Here is a 23,325-nt window from a genome sequence, read left to right on the forward strand (position 1 = left end):
GCCGACGCCAAACGTAAAAAAGTGTGATCGATAGCAACTTAACTCCAAGCCGATGCGGAAGCTTGTTGCAATACGTTTAGGGTTGGCAGAAATTAGGGGGAGCTATTAATTACGAACCATAAAATAATTAGCACCTCTCCAATCCCGGCGGGAACCGCGATTTATACCCTGGAATACTATGCTGATCCCATCAAAACTGAGCCGCCCGGTACGGCTGCAAAATACCGTGATCCGCGATCGCCTGCTGGCCAAACTGGCCAGCGCGGGCAACTATCGCCTGACACTGGTCAATTGCCCGGCGGGATACGGAAAAACCACGCTGATCGCCCAATGGGCGGCCGGCAAGGCCGATCTGGGCTGGTATTCGCTGGACGAGAGCGACAACCAACCGGAGCGCTTCGCCAGCTACCTGATCGCCGCGCTGCAGCAGGCCAGCGGCGGCCGCTGCGTCAAGAGCGAGGCGCTGAGCCAGAAACACCAGTACGCCAGCCTGTCGGCGCTGTTCGCCCAGCTGTTTATCGAGCTGGCCGACTGGCACCAGCCGCTGTACCTGGTGATCGACGACTACCATCTGATCACCAACGACGCCATTCACGAAGCCATGCGCTTCTTCCTGCGCCATCAGCCGGAAAACCTGACGCTGATCCTGCTCTCGCGCACCCTGCCGCCGCTCGGCATCGCCAATCTGCGGGTGCGCGATCAGCTGCTGGAAATGGGCACGCAGCAGCTAGCGTTTACCCATCAGGAAGCCAAACAATTCTTCGACTGCCGCCTGGCGGCGCCGATGGAACAGCAGGACAGCAGCCGCCTGTGCGACGAAGTCGAAGGCTGGGCCACCGCGCTGCAGCTGATCGCGCTGTCGGCCCGCCAGTCTGCCTCGTCGGCTCAGCTGTCGGCCAAGCGGCTGGCGGGGCTGAACGCCAGCCACCTGTCCGACTATCTGGTGGACGAAGTGCTGGATCACGTCGATGCCGAGGCGCGCGCCTTCCTGCTGCGCTGTTCGGTGCTGCGCTCGATGAACGACGCGCTGATCGTGCGGCTGACCGGCGAAGACAACGGCCAGCAGCGGCTGGAGGAGCTGGAGCGCCAGGGGCTGTTTATCCATCGCATGGACGACACCGGCGAATGGTTCAACTTCCATCCGCTGTTCGCTTCTTTCCTGCGCCAGCGTTGCCAGTGGGAGCTGGCGCTGGAGCTGCCGGGGTTGCACCGCGCCGCCGCCGAGGGCTGGCTGGCGCTGGGGTATCCGGCGGAGGCCATTCACCATGCGCTGGCGGCCAGCGACGTCAGCATGCTGCGCGATATCCTGCTGCAACACGCCTGGTCGCTGTTCCACCACAGCGAACTGGCCTTGCTGGAGGAGTGCCTCAACGCGCTGCCTTATGAGCGCCTGATCCAAAATCCCAAGCTGGCGCTGCTGCAGGCCTGGCTGGCGCAGAGCCAGCACCGCTACGGCGAGGTCAACACCCTGCTGGAGCGCGCCGAGCGCACCATGCGCGAGCAGAAAATCGAGATAGACCAAACGCTGCACGCCGAGTTCGACGCCTTGCGCGCCCAGGTGGCAATCAACGCCGGCAAACCGGAAGAGGCCGAGCGGCTGGCGACCGAAGCGTTGAAATTCCTGCCGCTGTCCAGCTATTACAGCCGCATCGTCGCCACCTCGGTGACCGGCGAAGTGCACCACTGCAAGGGCGAACTGGCGCGCGCGCTGCCGATGATGCAGCAAACCGAGCAGATGGCGCGTCGTCATCAGGCCAACCATTACGCGCTCTGGGCGCTGCTGCAGCAGAGCGAAATCCTCATCGCCCAGGGCTTCCTGCAGGCCGCTTACGAAACCCAGGACAAGGCGTTCGAACTGATCCGCGAGCAACACCTGGAACAGCTGCCGATGCACGAGTTCCTGCTGCGTATTCGCGCGCAGATCCTGTGGTCGTGGTCGCGGCTGGACGAGGCGGAAGACGCGGCGCGCACCGGGCTGAAAATCCTGGCGAACTACCAGCCGCAACAGCAGCTGCAGTGCATCGCCATGCTGGCCAAATGCTCGCTGGCGCGCGGCGATCTGGACAACGCCAATACCCATCTGCAGCGCTGCGAAACCCTGCTGCACGGCGCCCACTACCATCGCGACTGGCTGACCAACACCGACAAGTCGCGGGTGATCCACTGGCAGATGACCGGCGACACCGCCGCCGCCGCCCAATGGCTGCGCCACACCGAAAAGCCCGGCATGGCGGACAACCACTTCACGCAGGGCCAGTGGCGCAACATCGCGCGGGTGCAGATCCTGCTCGGCCAGTATGAAGAGGCCGGCGTGGTGCTGGATGAGCTGAACGAAAACGCCCGCCGCCTGCGGCTGGTGAGCGATCTCAACCGCAACCTGCTGCTCAGCAACCAGCTCTACTGGCTGCAAGAGCGCAAGGGCGAAGCGCAGCAGGCGCTGATCGAAGCGCTGTCGCTGGCCAACCGCACCGGCTTTATCAGCCACTTCGTCATCGAGGGCGAAGCGATGGCGCAGCAGCTGCGCCAGCTGATCCAGCTCAACACGCTGCCGGAGCTGGAACAGCATCGCGCCCAGCGCATCCTGCGCGACATCAACCAGCATCATCGGCACAAGTTCGCGCATTTTGACGAGAACTTCGTCGATAAGCTGCTGACCCATCCGCAGGTGCCGGAGCTGATCCGCACCAGCCCGCTCACCCAGCGCGAATGGCAGGTGCTGGGGCTGATCTATTCCGGCTACAGCAACGACCAGATCGCCGGCGAGTTGGACGTGGCAGCCACCACCATCAAGACGCACATCCGCAACCTGTATCAGAAACTGGGCGTGGCCCATCGCCAGGAAGCGGTGCAGCAAGCGCAGCAGCTGTTGAAGATGATGGGGTACGGCGCCTGAGAGTCAGCGCTGGCCGTAATAGGCGCCGGCGCCATGTTTGCGGCTGAAATGCTTTTCCAGCAGATAGTCATCGATCCGTTTCAGGCCGGGGTTAATATCCCGGCTGATCCACGCCATTTTCGCCACCTCCTCCAACACCACGGCGTTATGCACCGCCTCATCCGGCGTCCTTCCCCAACTGAACGGGCCATGCTGATACGCCAGGATGCCGGGAATGTGCAGCGGTTCACGCCCTTTCAGGGTTTCGATAATCACCCGACCGGTGTTCAGCTCATATTCCCGCGCCACCTCTTCCGCCGTCAGCCCACGGGTACAAGGAATGTCGCCGGAAAAATAGTCGGCGTGGGTGGTGCCGAGCGCCGGTATCGCTTCACCCGCCTGCGCCCAGGCGGTGGCATGGGTAGAGTGCGTATGCACCACACCGCCGAGTTGGGGGAACGCCCGATACAGCGCCAAATGCGTCGGCGTATCGGACGAAGGCCGCAGTTGCCCCTCGACAACCTCACCTCGCGCATTCACCACCACCATATCCTCAGCCCGCATCGTTTCATAAGGTACGCCGCTGGGTTTGATCACCACCAGCCCACTGGCCCGATCGATGCCGCTGACATTGCCCCAGGTATAGGTCACCAGCCCGTGCTCAGGCAACGCCATATTGGCTCGGTACACCTGACTTTTCAGTTGATCCAGCATGCTCCCCCCTTATTTCCAACCCGGCCTCGACCATGCGTTCAACCACCCAGGCTCGCGCCTCCCGCACCGCCCGCAGCGGATCGTCCGCTTTCTCGCTCCACATCTCGAGCAGATAGGGGCCGCGATAGCCGCTCTGCAACAGCGTTTCGAAACAGCGCACGAAATCGACCACGCCCTCGCCGAACGGCACATTCTTAAACTCCCCCGGCCGCGTATCCTTAACGTGTACCGCCACGATATGTCCGCGCCCGGCCATGAGCTCCATCGGCACATCGTTGTCCCAGGCAGACAAGTTGCCGATGTCCGGGTACAGCTGAAACCACGGGTTATTCAGGTAGTGGGCATAGCCCAGCGCCTTGCTGATCGAGTTCATCAGCGGATAGTCCATGATTTCCATCGCCAGCATGACCTGCGCACGGCTGGCCATCTCCACCGCCTGCGCCAATCCGGCACGGAACCGGGCGCGGGTCTGTGCAGTTGACTGCTGGTAATAAACGTCATACCCGGCCAGTTGGATCACCCGGATACCGGTATCCTGCGCCAGCCGAATAGCTTTTCGCACGATCTCCAGTCCCCGGTCGCGCGTGGTGTCGTCTGCACTGCCCAACGGAAAACGCCGGTGGGCGCTGAGGCATAAAGAAGGGACGCGCACACCGCTCGCCGCAACGGCGCTAACCAAGGCGAGCCGCTGTTCAGCGCTCCAGTCCAGCCGCGCCAGGCGGCCGTCACTTTCATCGATCGACATTTCAACGAAATCGAATCCCAACTCACCCGCCAGTTGCAGGCGCGTCAGCCAGTCCTCGCCCGGCGGCAACGCTTTCTCATAGATGCCCAACGGCACGGATTTGTGCAACATAACCGCTCCTCAGCCCCACAGCTGGGCAATGACGGATTTAAATTCCCGCGCCGCCGCGACCGGATCGGCGGCATCGCGAATGCTGCGTCCGGCGATAAAGACATGGATGGGAATGCCCTGGAACAGAGGCAAATCCTCCAGCGCCAGTCCGCCGGTGACCGTCACCTTAAAACCCATCTCGCTCAGGCGACGCACCGCGCGGATATCGTCTTCGCTCCATGCGACCCCTGCGGCCTGCGCATCGCGGCTGCGGTGGTACACCACCTGACCCATTCCCGCTTCACGCCACGCCTGCGCCTGTTCCCAGGTCCAGAACCCCGTCAGTTCGATCTGCACGTCGCCACCGAACTCATGCGCTACCTGCAGGGCGCCCTTGACCGTATTGATGTCGGCACAGCAGATCACCGTGATCCAATCGGCATGCGCCTCGAAGCACATTCGCGCCAAAATCTGACCCGCATCGGCGATTTTTGCGTCCGCCAACACGATGCGATCCGGATACAGCGCTTTCAGATCGCGTACGGCGCGCACGCCTTCCGCCACGCACAAAATAGTGCCGACTTCGATGATGTCGACTTCGGCCGCGATCAGGCGAGTCGTATCGTAAGCCGCGGCCATGGACAGGTTATCCAGCGCCACCTGCAACATCGGTAACTGCGTGTTCATTGTTTGTCTCCTTCAATCAATTCGCCGCCGTAGACGTTTTGTCGATCAACGCCAATACCTCGCTCGCGTGGCGACAGGCCCGCAAGCGATCGAAGTTCGCCTCATCTTCAAACAGATTCACCACTTGCATGATCCCCACCTCCTGATGCGTTTTGGCGTCCACCGCCGCCAGGGTGATCAAGATGTCTATCGGATCGTTGTCCTCATCGCCGAAACACACCGGCGTTTTCAAGGTGACCAAGGCGAAGCCGGTTTTCAGCACCCCTTCCTCCGGCCGGCCGTGCGGCATCGCCAGGCCCGGCGCCAGCACGAAGTAAGGGCCGTGCCGTTCGACGCCGGCCAAAATGGCGTCGAAATAGCGCGGTTCCACCACCCCGGCAGCCACCAGCAAATCGACGCCCAACCGCACCGCCTGCCGCCAGTCAGCAGCCTCCGCCTGCAGTTGGATGGCGTTGTTTTGCGCCAACGAATCGCTCAGCTTCATCACTCGCTCCTTACTGCTTCAAATCTTGCGGAAAATGCGTGCCGATAACTTCCATCAGCTTCGGGCCGAAGTCCGCCGCCGAGAGCATATTGCGCACCCCAACCACATATTTGTTGCCGCTCACGACGATTTCGTCGGCGACATGGGTGGAAGCAATGATGATGTCGGCCCCGTTCAACTCGGATTTGTATTCCCCCACCGCACAGCTGTTGACCGAATGATTCACACCTTGCTGCGTTAAAAATTGGTCGACTTTCATTTTCATGATCATGGAACTGCCTTGCCCGCAACCGCATACCGCCAGGATTCGTACCGTCATAATCTGCACTCCTATTAACGTGACGCCGGTTCAACCGATTGTTTTTCAGCATCTTCTTCCGCACGCAGGGTGCGTCCGGCGAAGAACATGTACAGCAGGGCGATAACGATCACCACCCCCATAAACCACAGGCCCAGACTCAGCCCCTGCATCAGCGGCGGCGCCAGAATCGACCAGTCCGCCATGCCCATCCAGGCGCTTAGCCCGGTCAGTTTGATGGCCCACACGCAGCCGAAGATCTCTATCATTCCCATCACCAGACAGATCTTCATCGCCGCGCGCCAGCCGCCGAAGTGGTTAGCGAATACGCCGATGGTGGCGTTAGAAAAGAACATGGGAATGAAACCGGGAATGATCATGATGGAAGAGCCGAGCGCCAACAGTATGCCGACGGCGATCAGTTGGCCGATGGTGCCCCACATAAAACCCCACACCACGGCGTTGGGCGCGAAGCTATAAATGGCGGCGCAGTCGATGGCCAGTACCGCGCCGGGGATCAGACGTTGGGATATACCGTTAAAGGCCTCGGTCAATTCGGCGACGAACATGCGCACGCCCTGCACGATGATGAAAATCGCCACCGCGAACATCAGCCCGGTTTGCAGGATATAAATGCTCCAGTGGGTTTTACCGGCCATCGCCTGCAGAGTGTCCAAGCCGAACGAGCACAGAATGATGCCGAAAAACAGCGTCATCACGATGGCGGTGGACACGATGTTGTCATGGAAAATGTTCAGCCACCCGGGCAGCTTCAGATCTTCCACGCTGTCCTCTTTTTTACCGAGATACGGTGCGGCCTTGTAGGCCAGCCACGAAGCGAACTGCTGTTGATGCCCGATCGAGAAACCGCTGTTTTCCGTTACCGCCTGCGTCGGTTTGAACATCATGTTGGAGGTGATGCCCCAGTACAGTGAAGCCAATAGCGCGCTGCACAATACCGTCGTCCACATGCCGTAACCCAGAATGTAGAAAAATACCGCGATCAGCCCGACCTGCTGAAACATGATGTGGCCGGTGAGCATGATGGTACGAATCCCGGTAATACGCCGCAGCAGTACGTAGATAATGTTCAGCGCCAATGCCAGCAATACCGCGTAGCCGACCCAGCTGTAGGCGTCCCCCATACGTTCGATGGTGGCCATCATCGAAGCATAGGTGTCCGAAATAGCCCCGTTGATGCCGTATACCTCGGACAACTTCGCCACAACCGGTTTGAACGTGCCGGTCAGGATGCCGGAGCCGGCCTGCAATAACATGAAACCGATAATGGTCTTGATGGTGCCTTTGATGATGACCGCCGCGCTTTTGCGCAGCAACGTGTAACCCAGCAGTGTAACCAGCCCCAGCAGCAGCGGCGCATTGGTCATCACCTGGTTAAAAAAGACGGTGAAGATGGTGTAAAGGGTTTCCATACGGCTCTCCCGGAAAGGTTGGCGTGCAGGTAACGCTTTCACCATATCAATCACCAACAATCACAAAAAGATCATAAATGATTATTTGTGAACAACCTCGCAAGATAAAAATCAATTCCACTAACATTCAATGAATTAGGCAACACTCATTTTATTAACCATTGAATTTAATAGCAGTAACCAGGAGGAGCATAAGCGCCATGGGCAGTGTCGCACGCGAATAAGGCGGCGTTGACGGGAGTTAAGATCGTTGTCAGCTGAAAAAAACGATGCTAGATTCAATCAAAACAAGTCACATAAAATCCTAATGTGATTACTTATGATTTTATCATCACCGACAATGAGGAAAAACCCATGAGTAAAGTCAACGACATCACCCGCGAGTCCTGGATATTGAACACCTTTCCCGAATGGGGCACTTGGCTGAACGAAGAGATAGAGCAGGAGAAAGTCGCGCCCGGCACCTTCGCCATGTGGTGGCTGGGCTGCACCGGCATCTGGCTCAAGTCTGAAGAAGGCGCCAACCTGTGCGTCGATTTTTGGTGCGGCACCGGCAAGCAGAGCCACGCCAACCCGCTGATGAAAACCGGCCACCAAATGCAGCGCATGGCCGGGGTGCGGAAACTGCAGCCGAACCTGCGCACCACCCCATTCGTACTCGACCCGTTCGCCATCACCCAGCTCGACGCCGTGCTGGCCACGCACGATCACAACGACCATATCGATGTGAACGTCGCGGCGGCCGTGTTGCAGAACTGTCCCGAATCCGTCCCGTTTATCGGGCCGAAAAGCTGCGTGGATATCTGGATCGGCTGGGGCGTGCCGCCGGCGCGCTGCATCACCGTCAAACCTGGCGACGTGATAAAAATCAAAGACGTCGAAATTCATGCGCTGGATGCTTTCGATCGCACGGCGCTGATCACATTACCGGTGGAACAAAAGGCCGCGGGCGTACTGCCGGACGGCATGGATCTGCGTGCGGTCAACTACCTGTTCAAAACGCCGGGCGGCAACCTTTATCACAGCGGCGATTCTCACTACTCCAACTATTACGCCAAGCACGGCAACGATCACCACATTGATGTCGCCCTCGGCTCCTATGGCGAGAACCCACGCGGCATTACCGACAAGATGACCAGCGCCGACATCTTGCGCATGGCGGAATCGTTGAACGCCAAGGTCGTGATCCCCTTCCACCACGATATTTGGTCGAATTTCCAGGCAGACCCGCAGGAGATCCGCGTGTTGTGGGACATGAAAAAAGATCGGCTCAAGTACGGTTTCAAACCCTTTATCTGGCAGGTTGGCGGCAAGTTCATCTGGCCGCAGGACAAAGACAATCTGGAATATCACTATCCGCGCGGGTTCGATGATTGTTTCACCCAGGAACCCGACCTGCCCTTCAAGTCTTTCTTGTAATCAACCGGTGTTGCATACTGATGCGCGCTTTTGAACGGCAATGATTCAAATCGTCAAACGGCGCGCATATAATCGAAGGCAACGACGTTCTTCTCACCCTGATGGAGCCCGCATGACAGAGTCCCAACGCCACAATGCCATTCTCGATCTCTTGCATCGCAAGGGGCAAATCTCCGTGGCGGACGTGATCGCGGCGTTTGACATCTCTCCGGCCACCGCGCGCCGGGACATCAACAAACTGAATGAAATTGGCAAATTGCGCAAAGTGCGCAATGGCGCCGAAGCCACGCAAACCCCGCGCCCGGCCTGGACGCCGCTCAACATCCACCAGACCCAGCATCTCGACGAAAAAATGCGCATCGCGGCAGCGGCGGCGCAACTCTGTCAGCCGGGCGAAAGCGTGGTGATCAACTGCGGTTCCACCGCATTTCTGCTGGGGCGTGAAATTTGCGGCAAGCCGGTTCAGGTGATTACCAACTACCTGCCGCTGGCCAACTACCTGATCGAACAGGACCATGACAGCGTGGTGATCATGGGTGGCCAGTACAACAAGACTCAGTCGATTACCCTGGCGCCTCAGGACGGCGACGCGACGCTGTACGCCGGGCACTGGATGTTCACCAGCGGTATCGGCCTTACCGCCGAGGGTTTGTATAAAACGGATATGCTGACCGCCATGGCGGAGCAAAAGATGCTCAACTACGTCGGTAAACTGGTGGTGCTGGTCGACAGCAGCAAAGTCGGCCAACGCGCCGGCATGCTGTTCAGCCGCACCGAGCAAATCGCCATGGTGATCACCGGCCGCGCCGCCAATCCGGCGATCGTTGAACAACTGCGTCAACAGGGCGTTGAAGTGCTGCTGGTGTGACAAAACCACACCCTTGCTCTGGTCTTAAACGCCGCAGAGTTGGTTACAATAGCGGCGTCCCCCAATTACGAGGCAGTCAGCAGTATGGAACAGTTCGAAGCGATCAACGTTGAGCAAGCGTACGCCCGCTGGAAAGAGGGCAGCGCCGCCCTGGTCGACATCCGCGATCCGCAAAGTTTTGAAGCCGGGCATACGCCGGGCGCCTTTCACCTCACCAACGCCACCCTGTCGGCCTTTATGCAGCAAAACGACTTCGAGCGGCCGGTAATGGTGATGTGCTACCACGGCAACAGCAGCCGCAGCGCGGCGCAGTACCTGCTGCACCAGGGGTTCGACGCGGTCTACAGCATCGACGGCGGCTTCGAGGCCTGGGCCCGCCAGTATCCGCAAGACGTGGAAACCTCTGCCTGATTCCCTCCGCCCGCCGTGCATCGGCGGGCTTCCTCTTCGATTTTGTGCGCGTTTTCGCGGGTTTTTCGCAGATCCGTTTGCCAGCGCTCAGGATTTCGACGTTATAATCGGCCGTCAGGGTCGCCGGCGGGCAAGCCGCGGCCAAAATCATTCACTTACGACGGAAGAGCAATGGTTAGAGTAATCGCCGTATCCAACCCGCGCCTGGCGCTGGCCTTTGTCGACTATATGGCGACCCAGGGCATCCGGCTTGAGCTGCGCAACAGCGGCGAGGCGGCGGAAATCTGGCTGGCCGACGACGTTCACCTCGAGCAGGTGCAACACGAGCTGCAGCAGTTTCTGACCGATCCGCTCAACCGCCGTTATCAGGCCGCCAGTTGGCAGACCGGCCATACCGACGCCGGCCTGCACTATCAGAGCGAATCCTATCTGCACACCCTGCGCAGCAAGGCCGGGCCGCTGACGCTCGGCGTGATGGTGCTGTGCATCGCGGTCTATATTCTGATGCAGGCGCTGGGCGACGACACCGTGATGTACTGGCTCTCCTGGCCGCAAAACAGCAGCCAATACACGCAGCTGTGGCGCTGGGTCAGCCATGCGTTCCTGCACTTCTCCCTGCTGCATATTCTGTTTAACCTGATGTGGTGGTGGTATCTCGGCGGCCAGATGGAAAAACGCCTCGGCGCCGGCAAGCTGTTCGTGCTGGCGGTGGTGTCGGCCTTCTTCAGCGGCTGGGCGCAATCGCTGTTCAGCGGCGCGCTGTTCGGCGGGCTGTCGGGCGTGGTTTATGCGCTGATGGGCTATGTGTGGCTAACGGGTGAACGGGCGCCGGAGCGCGGCCTGATGCTGCCACGCGGCCTGATGGCGTTCTCGGTGCTGTGGCTGGTGGCCGGATATTTCGATATTTTAGGAATGTCGATCGCCAACGCGGCACACGTAGCCGGTTTAGTGTTAGGGTTATTGATGGCATTTTGGGATACGCGCCATCGCGCACACAACGAACAATAACAGCCGGGAGCTGTGCCCAGCGGGCATAGCGGGCGTTTTAGGGGATTATCGTGAAGCAAACACAGCGTCATGACGCAATTATCGAGCTGGTGCGCCTGCAGGGTTACGTCAGCACGGAAGAGCTGGTCGAACATTTTGACGTCAGCCCGCAAACGATTCGCCGCGATTTGAATGACCTGGCCGACCAGAACAAGATCCAGCGTCACCACGGCGGCGCGGCGCTGCCTTCCAGCTCGGTCAACGCTGCCTATAACGATCGCAAGGTGATGTGGTCGGAAGAGAAGGCCCGCATCGCGCAGCGCGTCGCCAGCCAGATCCCGGACGGCGCCACGCTGTTCATCGATATCGGCACCACGCCGGAAGCGGTGGCCCACGCGCTGATGAACCACAAGAACCTGCGCGTGGTCACCAACAACCTCAACGTCGCCACCCTGCTGACCGCCAAGGAAGACTTCCGTCTGATCCTGGCCGGCGGCGAAGTGCGCACCCGCGACGGCGGCATCATGGGCGAAGCCACCCTGGACTTTATCTCCCAATTCCGCCTCGATTACGGCATTCTCGGCATCAGCGGCATCGATATGGACGGCTCGCTGCTCGAATTCGACTATCACGAAGTGCGCACCAAACGCGCGATTATCGAAAATTCCCGCTGCGTGATGCTGGTCACCGACCACTCCAAATTCGGCCGCAACGCCATGGTCAACCTGGGCAACATGAATCTGATCGACTACCTGTTTACCGACCAGTTGCCGCCGCCGAGCGTGATGAAAATCATCGAGCAGTACGACGTGCAGCTGGAGCTGTGCTGATCCGCCGTTAACCCGCGGGGCGCGCCGCCGCCCCGTTTCCCACCCCCGACGCCCCCTTTTCGACAGCCGTTTGCCCGCCCGCTCCATATCCTTATCATTTATGTGCCTATCATCACCAAACTGTTACCTTTATCACGCCTAAATGTTTTTGTTTGGTTAAGTCTTGGCTTGCTTGTTGGTTTTTGATTACAATCATGAGCGAAAACGAACATGAAAGAGCTATTTCGAACATCTGGAGGAAGATGACGTGGAAACCAAAGACTTGATCGTTATCGGTGGCGGCATCAACGGTGCCGGCATCGCGGCGGATGCTGCCGGGCGCGGGCTGTCGGTACTGCTACTGGAAGCGCAAGACTTGGCCTGTGCTACGTCTTCCGCCAGTTCCAAACTGATCCACGGTGGCCTGCGCTACCTGGAACACTACGAATTCCGTTTGGTGAGCGAAGCGCTGGCCGAACGTGAAGTGCTGCTGAAGCTGGCGCCGCACATCGCGTTCCCAATGCGTTTCCGCCTGCCGCACCAGCCGCACCTGCGCCCGACCTGGATGATCCGTATCGGCCTGTTCCTGTACGATCACCTGGGCAAACGCACCAGCCTGCCGGGCAGCAAGGGCTTGCGCTTTGGACCAGAGTCGGTGCTGAAGCCTGAATTGAAGCGCGGTTTCGAATATTCCGACTGCTGGGTCGACGATGCTCGCCTGGTGGTGCTGAACGCGCAGGAAGTGGAAAAACGCGGCGGCGAAGTGCGCACCCGCACCAAAGTGACCCGCGCATGGCGTGAAAACGGCATGTGGATGGTGGAAGCGGTCGATATCGACAGCGGCAAAACCTTCACCTGGCGCGCCAAAGGCCTGGTGAACGCCACCGGCCCGTGGGTGAAAAACTTCTTCGACGACGGCCTGAAGCTGAAATCGCCTTACGGCATCCGCCTGATCAAAGGCAGCCACATCGTGGTGCCGCGCGTACACGATCAGCCGCAGTCTTACATTCTGCAGAACGAAGACCACCGCATCGTGTTCGTGATCCCGTGGAATGACGAGTTCTCCATCATCGGCACCACCGACGTGGAGTACAAAGGCGATCCGAAGGACGTGAAGATCGACGAGAACGAAATCGCTTATCTGCTGAAAGTGTACAACGATCACTTCAAGAAGCAGCTGGGCCGCGACGACATCGTCTGGACTTACTCCGGCGTGCGTCCGCTGTGCGACGACGAATCCGATTCGCCGCAGGCGATCACCCGCGATTACACGCTGGACGTGCACGACGAACAAGGCAAGGCGCCGCTGCTGTCGGTCTTCGGCGGCAAGCTGACCACCTACCGCAAGCTGGCCGAGCACGCGATGGAAAAACTGGCCCACTACTACCCAGGCTGCGGCCCGGCGTGGACCAAAAACGCCACGCTGCCGGGCGGTGACATCGGCGGCGATCGCGACGGCTACGCAGCCAAATTGCGCCGCGCCCACGGCTGGCTGCCGGAAGCGCTGGCGCGCCGCTATGCCCGCACCTACGGTAGCCAGAGCGAGCTGATCCTGGCCGGCGCCAACGGCCTCGCCGATCTGGGCGAAGATTTCGGCCACGGTCTGTATGAAGCCGAACTGCGCTACCTGACCGAGAAAGAGTGGGTCGTAGAGCTGGCCGACGCCATCTGGCGCCGCACCAAGCTGGGCATGTGGCTGGACGAAGCGCAACAGGCGCGAGTGCAAGCCTGGCTGGCGGAACACGCGAAAACGAAAACGCTGTCTCTGGCTTCCTAAGCCACAGCGTAACGAAAAAGGGCCGGTTATCCGGCCCTTTTCTTTGCTCTTCCTCGCACGCTTTACAGCTTCACCGGCTGAATGTGCCAGATTTCATCCGCATATTCCTGAATGGTGCGATCGGAGGAGAAGTAGCCCATGTTGGCGATATTCAGCACCGCGCGCCGCGTCCACTCGTCCTGATTGAGATACACCTCGTCCACCTTGTCCTGCGTGTCCACATAGCTGCGGTAATCCGCCAGCAGCTGATAGTGATCGCCGAGGTTGACCAGCGAGTCGAACAAATTGCCATAGCGTTTCGGCTCTTCCGGGCTGAACACGCCGGTGGCGATCTGCGTCAGCGCCTGATGCAGCTCCGGGTCTTGCTCATAGTACTGCCGCGGGTTGTAACCGTTGCGGCGCAGTTCCTCGACCTGCTCGGCGGTATTGCCGAAGATAAAGATATTCTCCTCCCCCACGTGCTCGCGCATCTCGACGTTGGCGCCGTCCAGCGTACCGATGGTCAGCGCGCCGTTCAGCGCGAATTTCATGTTGCTGGTGCCCGAGGCCTCGGTGCCCGCCAGCGAGATCTGTTCGGACAGATCCGCCGCCGGGATAATGATCTGCGCCAGGCTGACGCCGTAGTTCGGAATGAACACCACCTTCAGCTGGGTATGCACGCGCGGATCGTTGTTGATCACTTTGGCCACGTCGTTGATCAAGCGGATGATCTGTTTGGCGGCATAGTAGGCCGAGGCCGCCTTGCCGGCGAAGATCACCACCCGCGGCACGCGCTCGATCTCCGGATCGTCCAGCAGACGGTTATACAGCGTGATGACGTGCAGCACGTTGAGCAACTGCCGTTTGTACTCGTGGATGCGCTTGATCTGCACGTCGAACAGCGCATCCGGGTTGACCACCACGTTGAGCGTTTTGGCGATGTACAGCGCCAGCCGCTCCTTGTTCTGCCGCTTGGCGCGCTGCACCGCCTGCAGGAAACTCGGGTAATCGACGTTGGCTTTGATCTCGCTCAGCTGGCTGAGATCGGTGCGCCAGGTTTGGCCGATGCAGTCGTCCAACACCGCCGCCAGCGGCGGGTTGGCCAGCGCCAGCCAACGGCGCGGCGTCACCCCGTTGGTTTTGTTGCAGAAACGATTGGGGAACAGCCGGGCGAAGTCGGCGAACAGCGACTGCACCATCAGCTCGGAATGCAGAGCGGAAACGCCGTTGACCTTGTGGCTGGCCACCACCGCCAGCCACGCCATGCGCACCCGGCGGCCGTTGGTTTCGTCGATGATCGAGACCCGCGCCAGCAGGTCGTTGTCGCCCGGCGCCACTTCCTGCACCATCTTGAGGAAGTGATCGTTGATTTCGAAAATCAGCTGCAGGTGGCGCGGCAAGATGCGGCCAATCATGTCCAGCGGCCAGGTCTCCAGCGCCTCGCTCATCAGCGTGTGGTTGGTGTAAGAAAACACCTGCTCCACCACTTCCCAGGCGTCGAGCCACTTGAATTTGTGCTCGTCGATCAGCCGGTGCATCAGCTCGGGAATCGACAAGACCGGGTGAGTGTCGTTGAGGTGAATGGCGATCTTGTCCGCCAGGTTGTCGAAGGTTTTGTGCATCAGCCAATGGCGGTTGAGGATGTCCTGCACCGTCGCCGACACCAGGAAATACTCCTGCCGCAGCCGCAGCTCACGCCCGGAGGAGGTCGAGTCGTCCGGATACAGCACGCGCGACACGTTCTCCGAGTGGTTTTTATCCTCCACCGCGGCGAAATAATCGCCCTGGTTGAACTTGCCGAGGTTGATCTCGTTACTGGCCTGCGCGCCCCACAGCCGCAGGGTGTTGGTGGCATCGGTGTCGAAACCGGGGATCACCTGATCGTAGGCGATGGCCACGACCTCTTCGGTCTCCAGCCAGCGCGCCTTGGCGCCCTCCTGCTGCACGCGGCCGCCGAAGCGCACCTTGTAGCGGGTGTTGTGACGCGGAAACTCCCACGGATTGCCGTACTCCAGCCAGTAGTCCGGCGACTCCATCTGTTGGCCGTTGACGATGTTCTGCTTGAACATGCCGTACTCGTAGCGAATGCCGTAGCCGCGCCCCGGCAGCGCCAGCGTCGCCAGCGAATCGAGGAAGCAGGCCGCCAGGCGGCCCAGACCGCCGTTGCCGAGGCCAGGGTCGTTCTCTTCTTCCAGCAGTTCACCCAGGCTCAACCCCATTTCGTTCAGCGCGTTGTCGATATCCTGATAGATGCCCATCGACAGCAGCGCGTTCGACAGGGTGCGGCCGATCAGAAACTCCATCGACAGGTAATACACCTGCCGCACGTCCTGCGACAGCTGGGCGCGGTTGGAACGCAGCCAGCGTTCAACCATGCGATCGCGCACCGCGAACAGCACGGCGTTCAGCCAGTCGTGCCGGTTGGCGATGGCCGGATCCTTGCCGACGATAAACATCAGCTTATAGGCGATGGAGTGTTTCAGCGCTTCCACACTGACCGTAGGTGAGGTGTAACTAAACGGTGAAGTCATGGCTTTTTAATCCCTTGTAGGGAGCCCAGCCATTCGCCGCGGAATAGCGGGCTCCGCTGAACATGGACGCGGCACGCCGCGCCCCGACAATCAACCCAAACGGCTGCCCGCCGCGCGTCAACCCGAGACGCGAAACGCGGGCTACAAACGTTGATAAAGCGATAAATACTCTTTCGCCGCCACCGGCCAGCCGAAGTCCACGCTCATGGCGTGGCGCTGAACGTGGCGCCAGTGTTTCGGCCGGCTCCACAACACCATGGCGCGGCGGATGGCGTTGCCCAGCGCGACGGCGTCGCAATCGTCGAACACGAAGCCGCTGGCGGTGCCGTCGGCCAGGTTCTCCAGCGCGCAGTCCACCACCGTGTCCGCCAGCCCGCCGGTGCGGCGCACCAGCGGCAGCGTGCCGTATTTCAGGCCGTAGAGCTGCGTCAGGCCGCAGGGCTCGAAGCGGCTCGGCACCAGAATCACGTCGGCGCCGCCGATGATGCGGTGGGAGAAGGATTCGTGATAGCCGATCTGCACCCCAACCTGCTCGGGATAATCGGCGGCGGCGGCCAGAAACTCCTGTTGCAGCACCGCATCGCCGGCGCCCAGCAGCGCCAGCTGCCCGCCCTGCGCCAGCAGCTCAGGCAGTGCCTGCAGCACCAGATCCAGGCCTTTTTGGCTGGTCAATCGGCTCACCACCGCGAACACCGGCAGCGATTCATCCACCTTCAGCCCCATGGCCTTTTGCAGATGCAGCTTGTTTTTGACCTTGCTTTTCAGATCGTCGGCGTCGTAGCGGGCGCTCAGCCGCGGGTCGCGGGCCGGATCCCAAATGTTGTCGTCCACCCCGTTGAGGATGCCGCTCAGCCTGCCCTGCCGCTGCCGCTCCTGCAGCAGCCCCTCCATGCCGTAGCCGAACTCCGGCCGGGTGATCTCGCGCGCATAGGTCGGGCTGACGGCGGTCACGTGGTCGGCATAAAACAGCCCGGCCTTGAGGAACGACATCTGGCCGTAGAACTCCAGGCCATAAACATCGTAAAACGACGCCGGCAGCCACAGCTCGGTCACGTGATGGGCAGAGAACAGCCCTTGATAGGCCAGGTTGTGCACCGTAAACACAGAGCGCGCCGGGTGGCCGTTGGCGGCCAGATAGGCGCAGCTCAGGCCGGCGTGCCAGTCGTGGGCATGCACCAGCTGCGGCCGCCAATAGCGATCCAGCCCCTTGGCCAGCTCGCAGGCCATCCAGCCCAGCAGCGCAAAGCGGCGGTGGTTGTCGGGATAGGCGTACATGGACTGATCGTGGTACGGGCTGCCCGGCCGGTCATACAGCCAGGGCGCATCGATGAGATAGATGCCCACGCCATGGTAGGTGCCGTAACGCAGGCCGATCCGGCCGGCGAACGAGTCGATTTCCGCCACCAGCGAGGTGTCGGGGATGCCGTTGCGTACGTCAGGGAAAGCGGGCAATAGCACCCGAACATCGGCGCCTTCGGCGATTTGCGCCGCCGGCAGCGCGCCAACCACGTCTGCGAGTCCGCCCGTTTTCAGCAGGGGGAACATTTCAGAACATACGTGTAAGACCTGCATTATCACTCCTGAAAGTCGGCCGAAGGCCTCTGGATAAGAAATAAAGCAGGCTTGCCGCTGTTATGCGTGCCGCGTTGCGCAAGCCATCGAACCGTTCATCAGGCGGCAGGCTATCGTTCTGCCGCCCACGTTAACTCACAATTTTGACAACATTTCGCGCGTCACCAGCACGATGCCGCCTTCCGAGCGATAAAAACGCTTGCTGTCCTCATCGGCGTTTTCCCCGATCACCATGCCTTCCGGAATGTGGCAGGCGCGGTCGATGATGCAGCGCCGCAGGCGGCAGGAACGGCCGACGTTCACGTCCGGCAACAATACGGTAGAGTCGATGGTGCAGAACGAGTTCACTCGCACGCGCGGGAACAGCACCGAATGCACCACCACCGAGCCCGAGACGATACAGCCGCCGGACACCAGCGAGTTCATGGTCATGCCGTGGCTGCCGGAGCGATCCTGCACGAACTTGGCCGGCGGCAGCGGTTCCATGTGGGTGCGGATCGGCCAGGCGCGGTCGTACATGTCCAGCTCCGGCGTCACCGACGCCAGATCGAGGTTGGCGCGCCAGTAGGCGTCCAGCGTGCCCACGTCGCGCCAGTACGGCGGCAGATCGGGGTTGGAGGTCACGCAGGACAAGGTAAACGGATGCGCCCACGCCGCCTGCTGCGCGGTGATTTTCGGGATCAGATCCTTGCCGAAATCGTGGCTGGAGCCGGGGGTCGACATATCCTCTTCCAGCAGCTGAAACAGGTAGGCGGCATTAAAAATATAGATGCCCATGCTGGCCAGCGACATATCCGGGTTGCCCGGCATCGCCGGCGGGTTGGCGGGCTTTTCCAGAAACTCGATGATGCGGTCGCTTTCATCCACCTTCATCACGCCGAATTCGCCGGCTTCGCTGCGCGGCACCGGCAGGCAGGCCACGGTGCACTGGGCGCCCTTCTCGACGTGGTCTATCAGCATGCGCGAGTAATCCATCTTGTAGATATGGTCGCCCGCCAGGATCACCACGTATTCGGCCTCATAGCGGCGGATGATGTCCAGGTTCTGGTACACCGCGTCGGCGGTGCCTTTGTACCAATGCTCGGTGCTGAGGCGCTGCTGGGCCGGCAGCAGATCGACGAACTCGTTCATTTCCTCGTTGAGAAACGACCAGCCGCGCTGAATGTGCTGCACCAGCGTGTGCGACTGGTATTGGGTGATCACGCCGATGCGGCGAATGCCGGAGTTCAAGCAGTTCGACAGGGCGAAATCGATGATGCGGAATTTGCCGCCAAAGTGGACGGCGGGCTTGGCGCGGGTGGAGGTCAAATCTTTCAGGCGCGAGCCGCGGCCGCCGGCCAGGATCAGCGCTACGGATTTAATCGGCAGCTGGCGCGCCAACATCAGGGGGTCTTTATTTTCAAACCTAACCATAGCGGACTCCTTTTATTATTTCCGTACCAGAACGCAAAGCGAGCGCGCGGCCTGGTGCCAGGCGGGTAACACCGCCCGTGAGTCTTCCTGAGTGAACGGGGCGACAACCTGCCAATCGCCTTCCGGCAACCTCATCTCCACCGTTTGCGGCGTGGCGTTGACCAGCAGCAGCCAGCGCTGCGACAGCAGGATCTGCATGAGCAGATCGCCTTGCTCCCACTGCTGCGCGTCGAGCGGCTGCCCTTGCGCGTTCAGCCACTGCACGCTGCCGTCGTCCTGCTGCCACCAGCGGTCCTGTTGCAACGCGGGGATCTGGCGGCGCAGCGCGATCAGCGCCGCGACGTAATCGGTCAGCGCGTCATCCGCCGTGGCCCAATCGAGCCAGGTGATGGCGTTGTCCTGACAATAGGCGTTGTTGTTCCCCTGCTGGCTGTGTCCCTGTTCATCGCCGGCCAGCAGCATCGGCGTTCCCTGGGACAGCAACAGCGTGGCGAGCATCGCCCGCTGGCTGGCCCTGCGGCGTTGCACAATGGCGTCGTCGGCGACCAGGCCTTCCACGCCGTGGTTGTTGCTGAAATTGCGATCGCTGCCGTCACGGTTGCCTTCGCCGTTCGGCTGGTTGTGTTTCTCGTTGAAGCTGACCACGTCCTGCAGGGTAAAACCGTCATGGGCGGTCAGCATGTTGACGGTGGCGTAAGGCGCCCGCCCACGCTGGTTGTACAGATCGCTGGAGGCGGCGAAACGCCGGGCAAACTGGCCGAGCGACACGCCGCTCTGCAGCCAGAAACGGCGCATGTCGTCGCGATAATGGTCGTTCCATTCGGCGAAGCGGCCGGGGAACGCCCCCACCTGATAGCCGCCGGGGCCAACGTCCCAGGGTTCGGCGATCAGCTTGCAGCGCGACAGCACATCGTCCGCCAGCATCGCCTGGAACAGCGGCGCATCGCGATCGAACCCCGGCGTGCGGCCGAGCACGCTGCCCAGATCGAAGCGGAAACCGTCGACGTGGCACTCCCGTACCCAAAAACGCAGGCAATCCATCACCCAGGCCACGCCCTGCGGCTGATCCAATCGCAGGGTGTTGCCGCAGCCGGTGTCGTTGACATAGTCACCCTCCGGCGTCAGCCAGTAGTAGCTCTGGTTATCGATGCCGCTCAGCGACAGCATCGGCCCGTCCCTGTCCAGCTCGGCGCTGTGGTTGAACACCACGTCTAGGATCACCTCAATGCCGGCTTGGTGCAGCGCCTTGACCGCATCGCGAAATTCGTTCAGCGGCGTGCCGTCGGTGCTCAGGCTGGCGTAGCGGTTGTCCGGCGCATAGGGCGCCAGCACGTTATAGCCCCAGTAGTTGATCAGCCCCAGCCGCTGCAGCCGCGGTTCGGAGGTATGTTGCTGCACCGGCAGCAGTTCCAGCGCGGTGATGCCAAGGCGTTTGAAGTGGGCGATCATCACCGGGTGCCCCAGCGCGGCAAAGCTGCCGCGCAGCGCCGGCGGGATCTTCGGGTGCAGCAGCGTCAGGCCGCGCACGTGCGCTTCGTAAATCACCGTCTGCCCCCAGGGCGTGGCGGGCGGGCGATCGTCCTGCCAGTCGTACTGTTCGTCCACCACCACGCATTTCGGCATCAGCTCGGCGCTGTCGTGCGGATCAGGCTGTTCGTAACCGCCGTGCAGGTGCGGGTGATCCGCCACCGGCCCCTCCACCGCGCGCGCGGCCGGATCGAGCGCCAGCTTGTTGGGGTTGAAACGCTGCCCGTTCGCCGGGTCGAACGGGCCGTAGACCCGGTAACCGTAACGTTGCCCCGGTCTGCCGCCCGGCAAGTAGCCATGCCAGATATCGCCGCTGCGCGCCGGCAGCGGCAGGCGCACTTCGCGCTGCTGGCCGTCGAACAGGCACAGCTCCACCCGCTCGGCGTGCGCCGAGTACAGGGTAAAGTTGATGCCTTCGCCGTCGTAATGGGCGCCCAGCGGCGCGGCGAGGCCGGCCGTCAGCTCCGTCATGGCGCCTCCCGCAGCAGATAAATGGTCGCCAGCGGCGGCAGCGTCACGCAGATGGAAAAGTCGCGGCCATGGCTACCGACCGCTTCGGAAGAGACCCGCCCCTGATTGCCGGCGTTGCTGCCGTGATAGTGGTGCGAATCGGTATTGAGGATCTCGCGATAGTCGCCGGCGCGTGAGAGGCCGATGCGGTAGCGGTAGCGCGGCACCGGGGTAAAGTTGCTGATGGCGATCAGCTCATTGCCCTGCGAATCGTAGCGCGCGAACGCGAACACCGAGTTGTCGTGATCGTCGACCACCAGCCACTCGAAGCCGTCCGGGCGGTAGTCGCGCTCGTACAGCGGCGCCTGCTGCCGGTAGCAGTGGTTCAGATCGCGCACCAGCCGCTGCACGCCGTTGTGCCAGTTATCCAGCCCTTCCAGCAAATGCCAGTCGAGGCTGGTATCGAAATTCCACTCGCGCCCCTGCGCGAACTCGCAGCCCATAAACAGCAGCTTTTTGCCCGGATGCGCCCACATAAACCCGTAGTAGGCGCGCAGGTTGGCGAACTTTTGCCAGGCGTCGCCCGGCATGCGGTCGAGGATCGATTTTTTGCCGTGCACCACTTCATCGTGCGAGATAGGCAACACGAAGTTCTCGGTGTAGGCGTACAGCATGCCGAAGGTCATCTGGTTGTGGTGATACTTGCGGTGCACCGGATCGCACTTCATGTAATTGAGCGTGTCGTGCATCCAGCCGAGGTTCCACTTGTAGTGGAACCCCAGGCCGTTGGCGTCCGGCGGCAGGGTGACGCCGGGATAGTCGGTGGACTCCTCCGCCAATGTCACCGCGCCCGGCTGCGCCTGGCCGATAGTCTGGTTGGTATAACGCAGGAAGGCGATCGCCTCCAGGTTCTCGTTGCCGCCGTAGTAATTCGGCACCCACTCGCCGTCGGCGCGGCTGTAGTCGCGATAGATCATCGACGCCACTGCATCGACCCGCAGCGCGTCGATACCGAAACGCTCCAGCCAATACAGCGCGTTGCCCGCCAGGTAGTTGCGCACCTCGTGGCGGCCGTAGTTGTAGATCAGCGTATTCCAGTCCTGGTGGTAGCCTTCGCGCGGATCGGCGTATTCGTACAGCGCGGTGCCGTCAAAATTCGCCAAGCCGTAGGCGTCGCTCGGGAAATGCCCCGGCACCCAGTCGAGGATCACGTTGATGCCCGCCTCATGCGCCGCCGCCACGAACGCCCGGAAATCGGCCGGCGTGCCGAAGCGCCGGGTCGGTGCATACAGCCCCAGCGGCTGGTAGCCCCAACTGCCGTCGAACGGATGCTCGTTGATCGGCAGCAGCTCGATATGGGTAAATCCCATGTCCTTCACATAGTCGATAAGCTGCACCGCCAGCTCGCCGTAGCTGAGCCAGAAATGGTTGTCGGTGTGGCGGCGCCATGAGCCGAGATGCACCTCGTAGATGGCGATCGGCTGGTCAAAATCGTTGGCGCGGCGGCGCGCCTGCGTCGACGGCACCACCTCCGGCAGCGGCGCCACCAGCGAGGCGGTGTCCGGGCGCATCTGCGCCTCGAAGGCGTAAGGATCGGCTTTCAACTGGGTATTGCCGTAGCAATCGACGATTTCATATTTGTACAGCTGGCCGGCCCGCACGCCGGGCAGGAACAGCTCCCAGATGCCGTTTTCACGCCGCAGACGCATCGGATGGCGGCGGCCGTCCCAGAAGTTGAACTCCCCCACCACCGAGACGCGCTGGGCGTTGGGCGCCCAAACGGCAAAGCTGACGCCGTCGACGTCATCCAACGTGGCGAGGTGAGCTCCCAGGCGTTCATAGGGGCGCAGGTGCGTGCCCTCGGCCAATAGCCAGCTGTCGATGTCCTGCAGCAGCGGGCCGAACCGATAGGGATCGTCGACGGTCTGTTGGTGATCGCGCCAGCTGACCTGCAGCTGATAGCGGAAAGGATTTTTGCGCCGCGGCACCACGGCACTGAAGAAGCCGCGCGGATCGTCGCAGTTCAACTGCACCAGCCGCCGGCCGGTTTGCTGTTCCACCAGCCAGACAGCGCCGGCGTCCGGCAGCAGCGCGCGCACCTGCAGACCGTTATCGGTCGCATGCATGCCAAGCAGAGCAAAGGGGTCGGCGTAATGGCCGGAGATGATCTGATCAATCACGTCACGATCGGGAAGTACAGGCATAGTCTTCTTCCTTAGATTAACAGCATGATCTAAGCACGGCTTGTTGGTTATTCCT

The 23,325-nt window shown here is 61.1% G+C and carries 18 protein-coding genes; 7 read left to right on the forward strand and 11 right to left on the reverse strand.

Features of this window, described 5'->3' with window-relative positions; translation table 11 throughout:
* Nucleotides 1-178: 178 nt before the first annotated feature.
* Nucleotides 179-2,893, forward strand: a complete 2,715-nt coding sequence (gene malT, locus ACF8MC_RS21550) for an HTH-type transcriptional regulator MalT (RefSeq protein ID WP_033649340.1) — start codon at nt 179-181, stop codon at nt 2,891-2,893.
* 3 nt (nt 2,894-2,896) lie between these two features.
* Here malT and ACF8MC_RS21555 read toward each other — a convergent pair whose 3' ends face one another.
* The 6 genes from ACF8MC_RS21555 to ulaA are packed head-to-tail and all read right to left on the reverse strand — an operon-like array spanning nt 2,897 to nt 7,323.
* Entirely contained in the window at nt 2,897-3,583 is a 687-nt protein-coding gene (locus tag ACF8MC_RS21555; protein ID WP_033649394.1) for an L-ribulose-5-phosphate 4-epimerase, read from the reverse strand.
* Entirely contained in the window at nt 3,534-4,442 is a 909-nt protein-coding gene (locus tag ACF8MC_RS21560; RefSeq protein ID WP_060443804.1) for an L-ribulose-5-phosphate 3-epimerase, read from the reverse strand. Before ACF8MC_RS21560 ends, ACF8MC_RS21555 begins: the two co-directional genes overlap by 50 nt.
* 9 nt (nt 4,443-4,451) lie before the next feature.
* Entirely contained in the window at nt 4,452-5,108 is a 657-nt protein-coding gene (locus tag ACF8MC_RS21565; protein ID WP_033649343.1) for a 3-keto-L-gulonate-6-phosphate decarboxylase UlaD, read from the reverse strand.
* A gap of 16 nt (nt 5,109-5,124) precedes the next feature.
* Nucleotides 5,125-5,592 (reverse strand): PTS ascorbate transporter subunit IIA, encoded by a 468-nt coding sequence (ulaC, locus tag ACF8MC_RS21570; protein ID WP_033636326.1) that lies wholly within the window; start codon nt 5,590-5,592, stop codon nt 5,125-5,127.
* 10 nt (nt 5,593-5,602) lie between these two features.
* Nucleotides 5,603-5,911, reverse strand: a complete 309-nt coding sequence (gene ulaB, locus ACF8MC_RS21575) for a PTS ascorbate transporter subunit IIB (protein WP_033636327.1) — start codon at nt 5,909-5,911, stop codon at nt 5,603-5,605.
* 14 nt (nt 5,912-5,925) lie between these two features.
* Nucleotides 5,926-7,323 (reverse strand): PTS ascorbate transporter subunit IIC, encoded by a 1,398-nt coding sequence (gene ulaA, locus ACF8MC_RS21580; RefSeq protein WP_060437061.1) that lies wholly within the window; start codon nt 7,321-7,323, stop codon nt 5,926-5,928.
* Nucleotides 7,324-7,677: 354 nt separating this feature from the next.
* On the opposite strand from ulaA, the gene ulaG reads away from it, so the two are divergent.
* The 6 genes from ulaG to glpD all read left to right on the forward strand — a co-directional run bounded on the left by ulaG (nt 7,678) and on the right by glpD (nt 13,594).
* Nucleotides 7,678-8,742, forward strand: a complete 1,065-nt coding sequence (ulaG, locus tag ACF8MC_RS21585) for an L-ascorbate 6-phosphate lactonase (protein ID WP_039569257.1) — start codon at nt 7,678-7,680, stop codon at nt 8,740-8,742.
* A 112-nt stretch (nt 8,743-8,854) separates the two neighbouring features.
* Nucleotides 8,855-9,610, forward strand: coding sequence for an HTH-type transcriptional regulator UlaR (ulaR, locus tag ACF8MC_RS21590; protein WP_033636329.1), 756 nt, complete (start codon nt 8,855-8,857; stop codon nt 9,608-9,610).
* Between the two features lie 84 nt (nt 9,611-9,694).
* A complete protein-coding gene (glpE, locus tag ACF8MC_RS21595) occupies nt 9,695-10,021 on the forward strand; it encodes a thiosulfate sulfurtransferase GlpE (RefSeq protein ID WP_019455180.1) in 327 nt (108 codons plus the stop codon).
* 171 nt (nt 10,022-10,192) lie between these two features.
* On the forward strand, nt 10,193-11,029 hold the full coding sequence (gene glpG, locus ACF8MC_RS21600) for a rhomboid family intramembrane serine protease GlpG (protein WP_039569119.1): 837 nt from the start codon (nt 10,193-10,195) through the stop codon (nt 11,027-11,029).
* Between the two features lie 50 nt (nt 11,030-11,079).
* Nucleotides 11,080-11,838 (forward strand): DeoR/GlpR family transcriptional regulator, encoded by a 759-nt coding sequence (locus ACF8MC_RS21605; protein WP_004930797.1) that lies wholly within the window; start codon nt 11,080-11,082, stop codon nt 11,836-11,838.
* 247 nt (nt 11,839-12,085) lie between these two features.
* Nucleotides 12,086-13,594 (forward strand): glycerol-3-phosphate dehydrogenase, encoded by a 1,509-nt coding sequence (gene glpD / locus ACF8MC_RS21610; RefSeq protein WP_164105577.1) that lies wholly within the window; start codon nt 12,086-12,088, stop codon nt 13,592-13,594.
* Nucleotides 13,595-13,656: 62 nt separating this feature from the next.
* On the opposite strand, the gene glgP is transcribed toward glpD, so the two are convergent.
* From glgP to glgB, 5 genes are all read right to left on the reverse strand, one after another.
* On the reverse strand, nt 13,657-16,104 hold the full coding sequence (gene glgP / locus ACF8MC_RS21615) for a glycogen phosphorylase (protein WP_033636332.1): 2,448 nt from the start codon (nt 16,102-16,104) through the stop codon (nt 13,657-13,659).
* A gap of 141 nt (nt 16,105-16,245) precedes the next feature.
* Nucleotides 16,246-17,676, reverse strand: a complete 1,431-nt coding sequence (gene glgA / locus ACF8MC_RS21620) for a glycogen synthase GlgA (RefSeq protein ID WP_164105579.1) — start codon at nt 17,674-17,676, stop codon at nt 16,246-16,248.
* A 135-nt stretch (nt 17,677-17,811) separates the two neighbouring features.
* The gene (glgC, locus tag ACF8MC_RS21625) at nt 17,812-19,089 is read right to left on the reverse strand and encodes a glucose-1-phosphate adenylyltransferase (RefSeq protein WP_033636334.1); all 1,278 of its coding nucleotides are present in this window, start codon (nt 19,087-19,089) and stop codon (nt 17,812-17,814) included.
* 15 nt (nt 19,090-19,104) lie between these two features.
* On the reverse strand, nt 19,105-21,087 hold the full coding sequence (gene glgX / locus ACF8MC_RS21630; protein WP_060420149.1) for a glycogen debranching protein GlgX: 1,983 nt from the start codon (nt 21,085-21,087) through the stop codon (nt 19,105-19,107).
* Nucleotides 21,084-23,270, reverse strand: a complete 2,187-nt coding sequence (gene glgB, locus ACF8MC_RS21635; protein WP_047570194.1) for a 1,4-alpha-glucan branching protein GlgB — start codon at nt 23,268-23,270, stop codon at nt 21,084-21,086. Before glgB ends, glgX begins: the two co-directional genes overlap by 4 nt.
* Nucleotides 23,271-23,325: the final 55 nt, after the last annotated feature.

The sequence above is a fragment of the Serratia sp. LACPHL-BACT-2024-00286 genome (assembly GCF_043109535.1).
Classification (GTDB): domain Bacteria; phylum Pseudomonadota; class Gammaproteobacteria; order Enterobacterales; family Enterobacteriaceae; genus Serratia; species Serratia sarumanii.

What these genes read in the sequence shown, in the direction of transcription:
- glgB (WP_047570194.1), bottom strand. Translation starts at nt 23,270, where the DNA reads ATGCCTGTACTTCCCGATCGTGACGTGATTGATCAGATCATCTCCGGC.
- ACF8MC_RS21560 (WP_060443804.1), bottom strand. Translation starts at nt 4,442, where the DNA reads ATGTTGCACAAATCCGTGCCGTTGGGCATCTATGAGAAAGCGTTGCCG.
- glgA (WP_164105579.1), bottom strand. Translation starts at nt 17,676, where the DNA reads ATGCAGGTCTTACACGTATGTTCTGAAATGTTCCCCCTGCTGAAAACG.
- ulaA (WP_060437061.1), bottom strand. Translation starts at nt 7,323, where the DNA reads ATGGAAACCCTTTACACCATCTTCACCGTCTTTTTTAACCAGGTGATG.
- ulaC (WP_033636326.1), bottom strand. Translation starts at nt 5,592, where the DNA reads ATGAAGCTGAGCGATTCGTTGGCGCAAAACAACGCCATCCAACTGCAG.
- glgX (WP_060420149.1), bottom strand. Translation starts at nt 21,087, where the DNA reads ATGACGGAGCTGACGGCCGGCCTCGCCGCGCCGCTGGGCGCCCATTAC.
- ACF8MC_RS21565 (WP_033649343.1), bottom strand. Translation starts at nt 5,108, where the DNA reads ATGAACACGCAGTTACCGATGTTGCAGGTGGCGCTGGATAACCTGTCC.
- glpE (WP_019455180.1), top strand. Translation starts at nt 9,695, where the DNA reads ATGGAACAGTTCGAAGCGATCAACGTTGAGCAAGCGTACGCCCGCTGG.
- glpG (WP_039569119.1), top strand. Translation starts at nt 10,193, where the DNA reads ATGGTTAGAGTAATCGCCGTATCCAACCCGCGCCTGGCGCTGGCCTTT.
- glgC (WP_033636334.1), bottom strand. Translation starts at nt 19,089, where the DNA reads ATGGTTAGGTTTGAAAATAAAGACCCCCTGATGTTGGCGCGCCAGCTG.
- ulaR (WP_033636329.1), top strand. Translation starts at nt 8,855, where the DNA reads ATGACAGAGTCCCAACGCCACAATGCCATTCTCGATCTCTTGCATCGC.
- malT (WP_033649340.1), top strand. Translation starts at nt 179, where the DNA reads ATGCTGATCCCATCAAAACTGAGCCGCCCGGTACGGCTGCAAAATACC.
- glgP (WP_033636332.1), bottom strand. Translation starts at nt 16,104, where the DNA reads ATGACTTCACCGTTTAGTTACACCTCACCTACGGTCAGTGTGGAAGCG.
- ulaG (WP_039569257.1), top strand. Translation starts at nt 7,678, where the DNA reads ATGAGTAAAGTCAACGACATCACCCGCGAGTCCTGGATATTGAACACC.
- ulaB (WP_033636327.1), bottom strand. Translation starts at nt 5,911, where the DNA reads ATGACGGTACGAATCCTGGCGGTATGCGGTTGCGGGCAAGGCAGTTCC.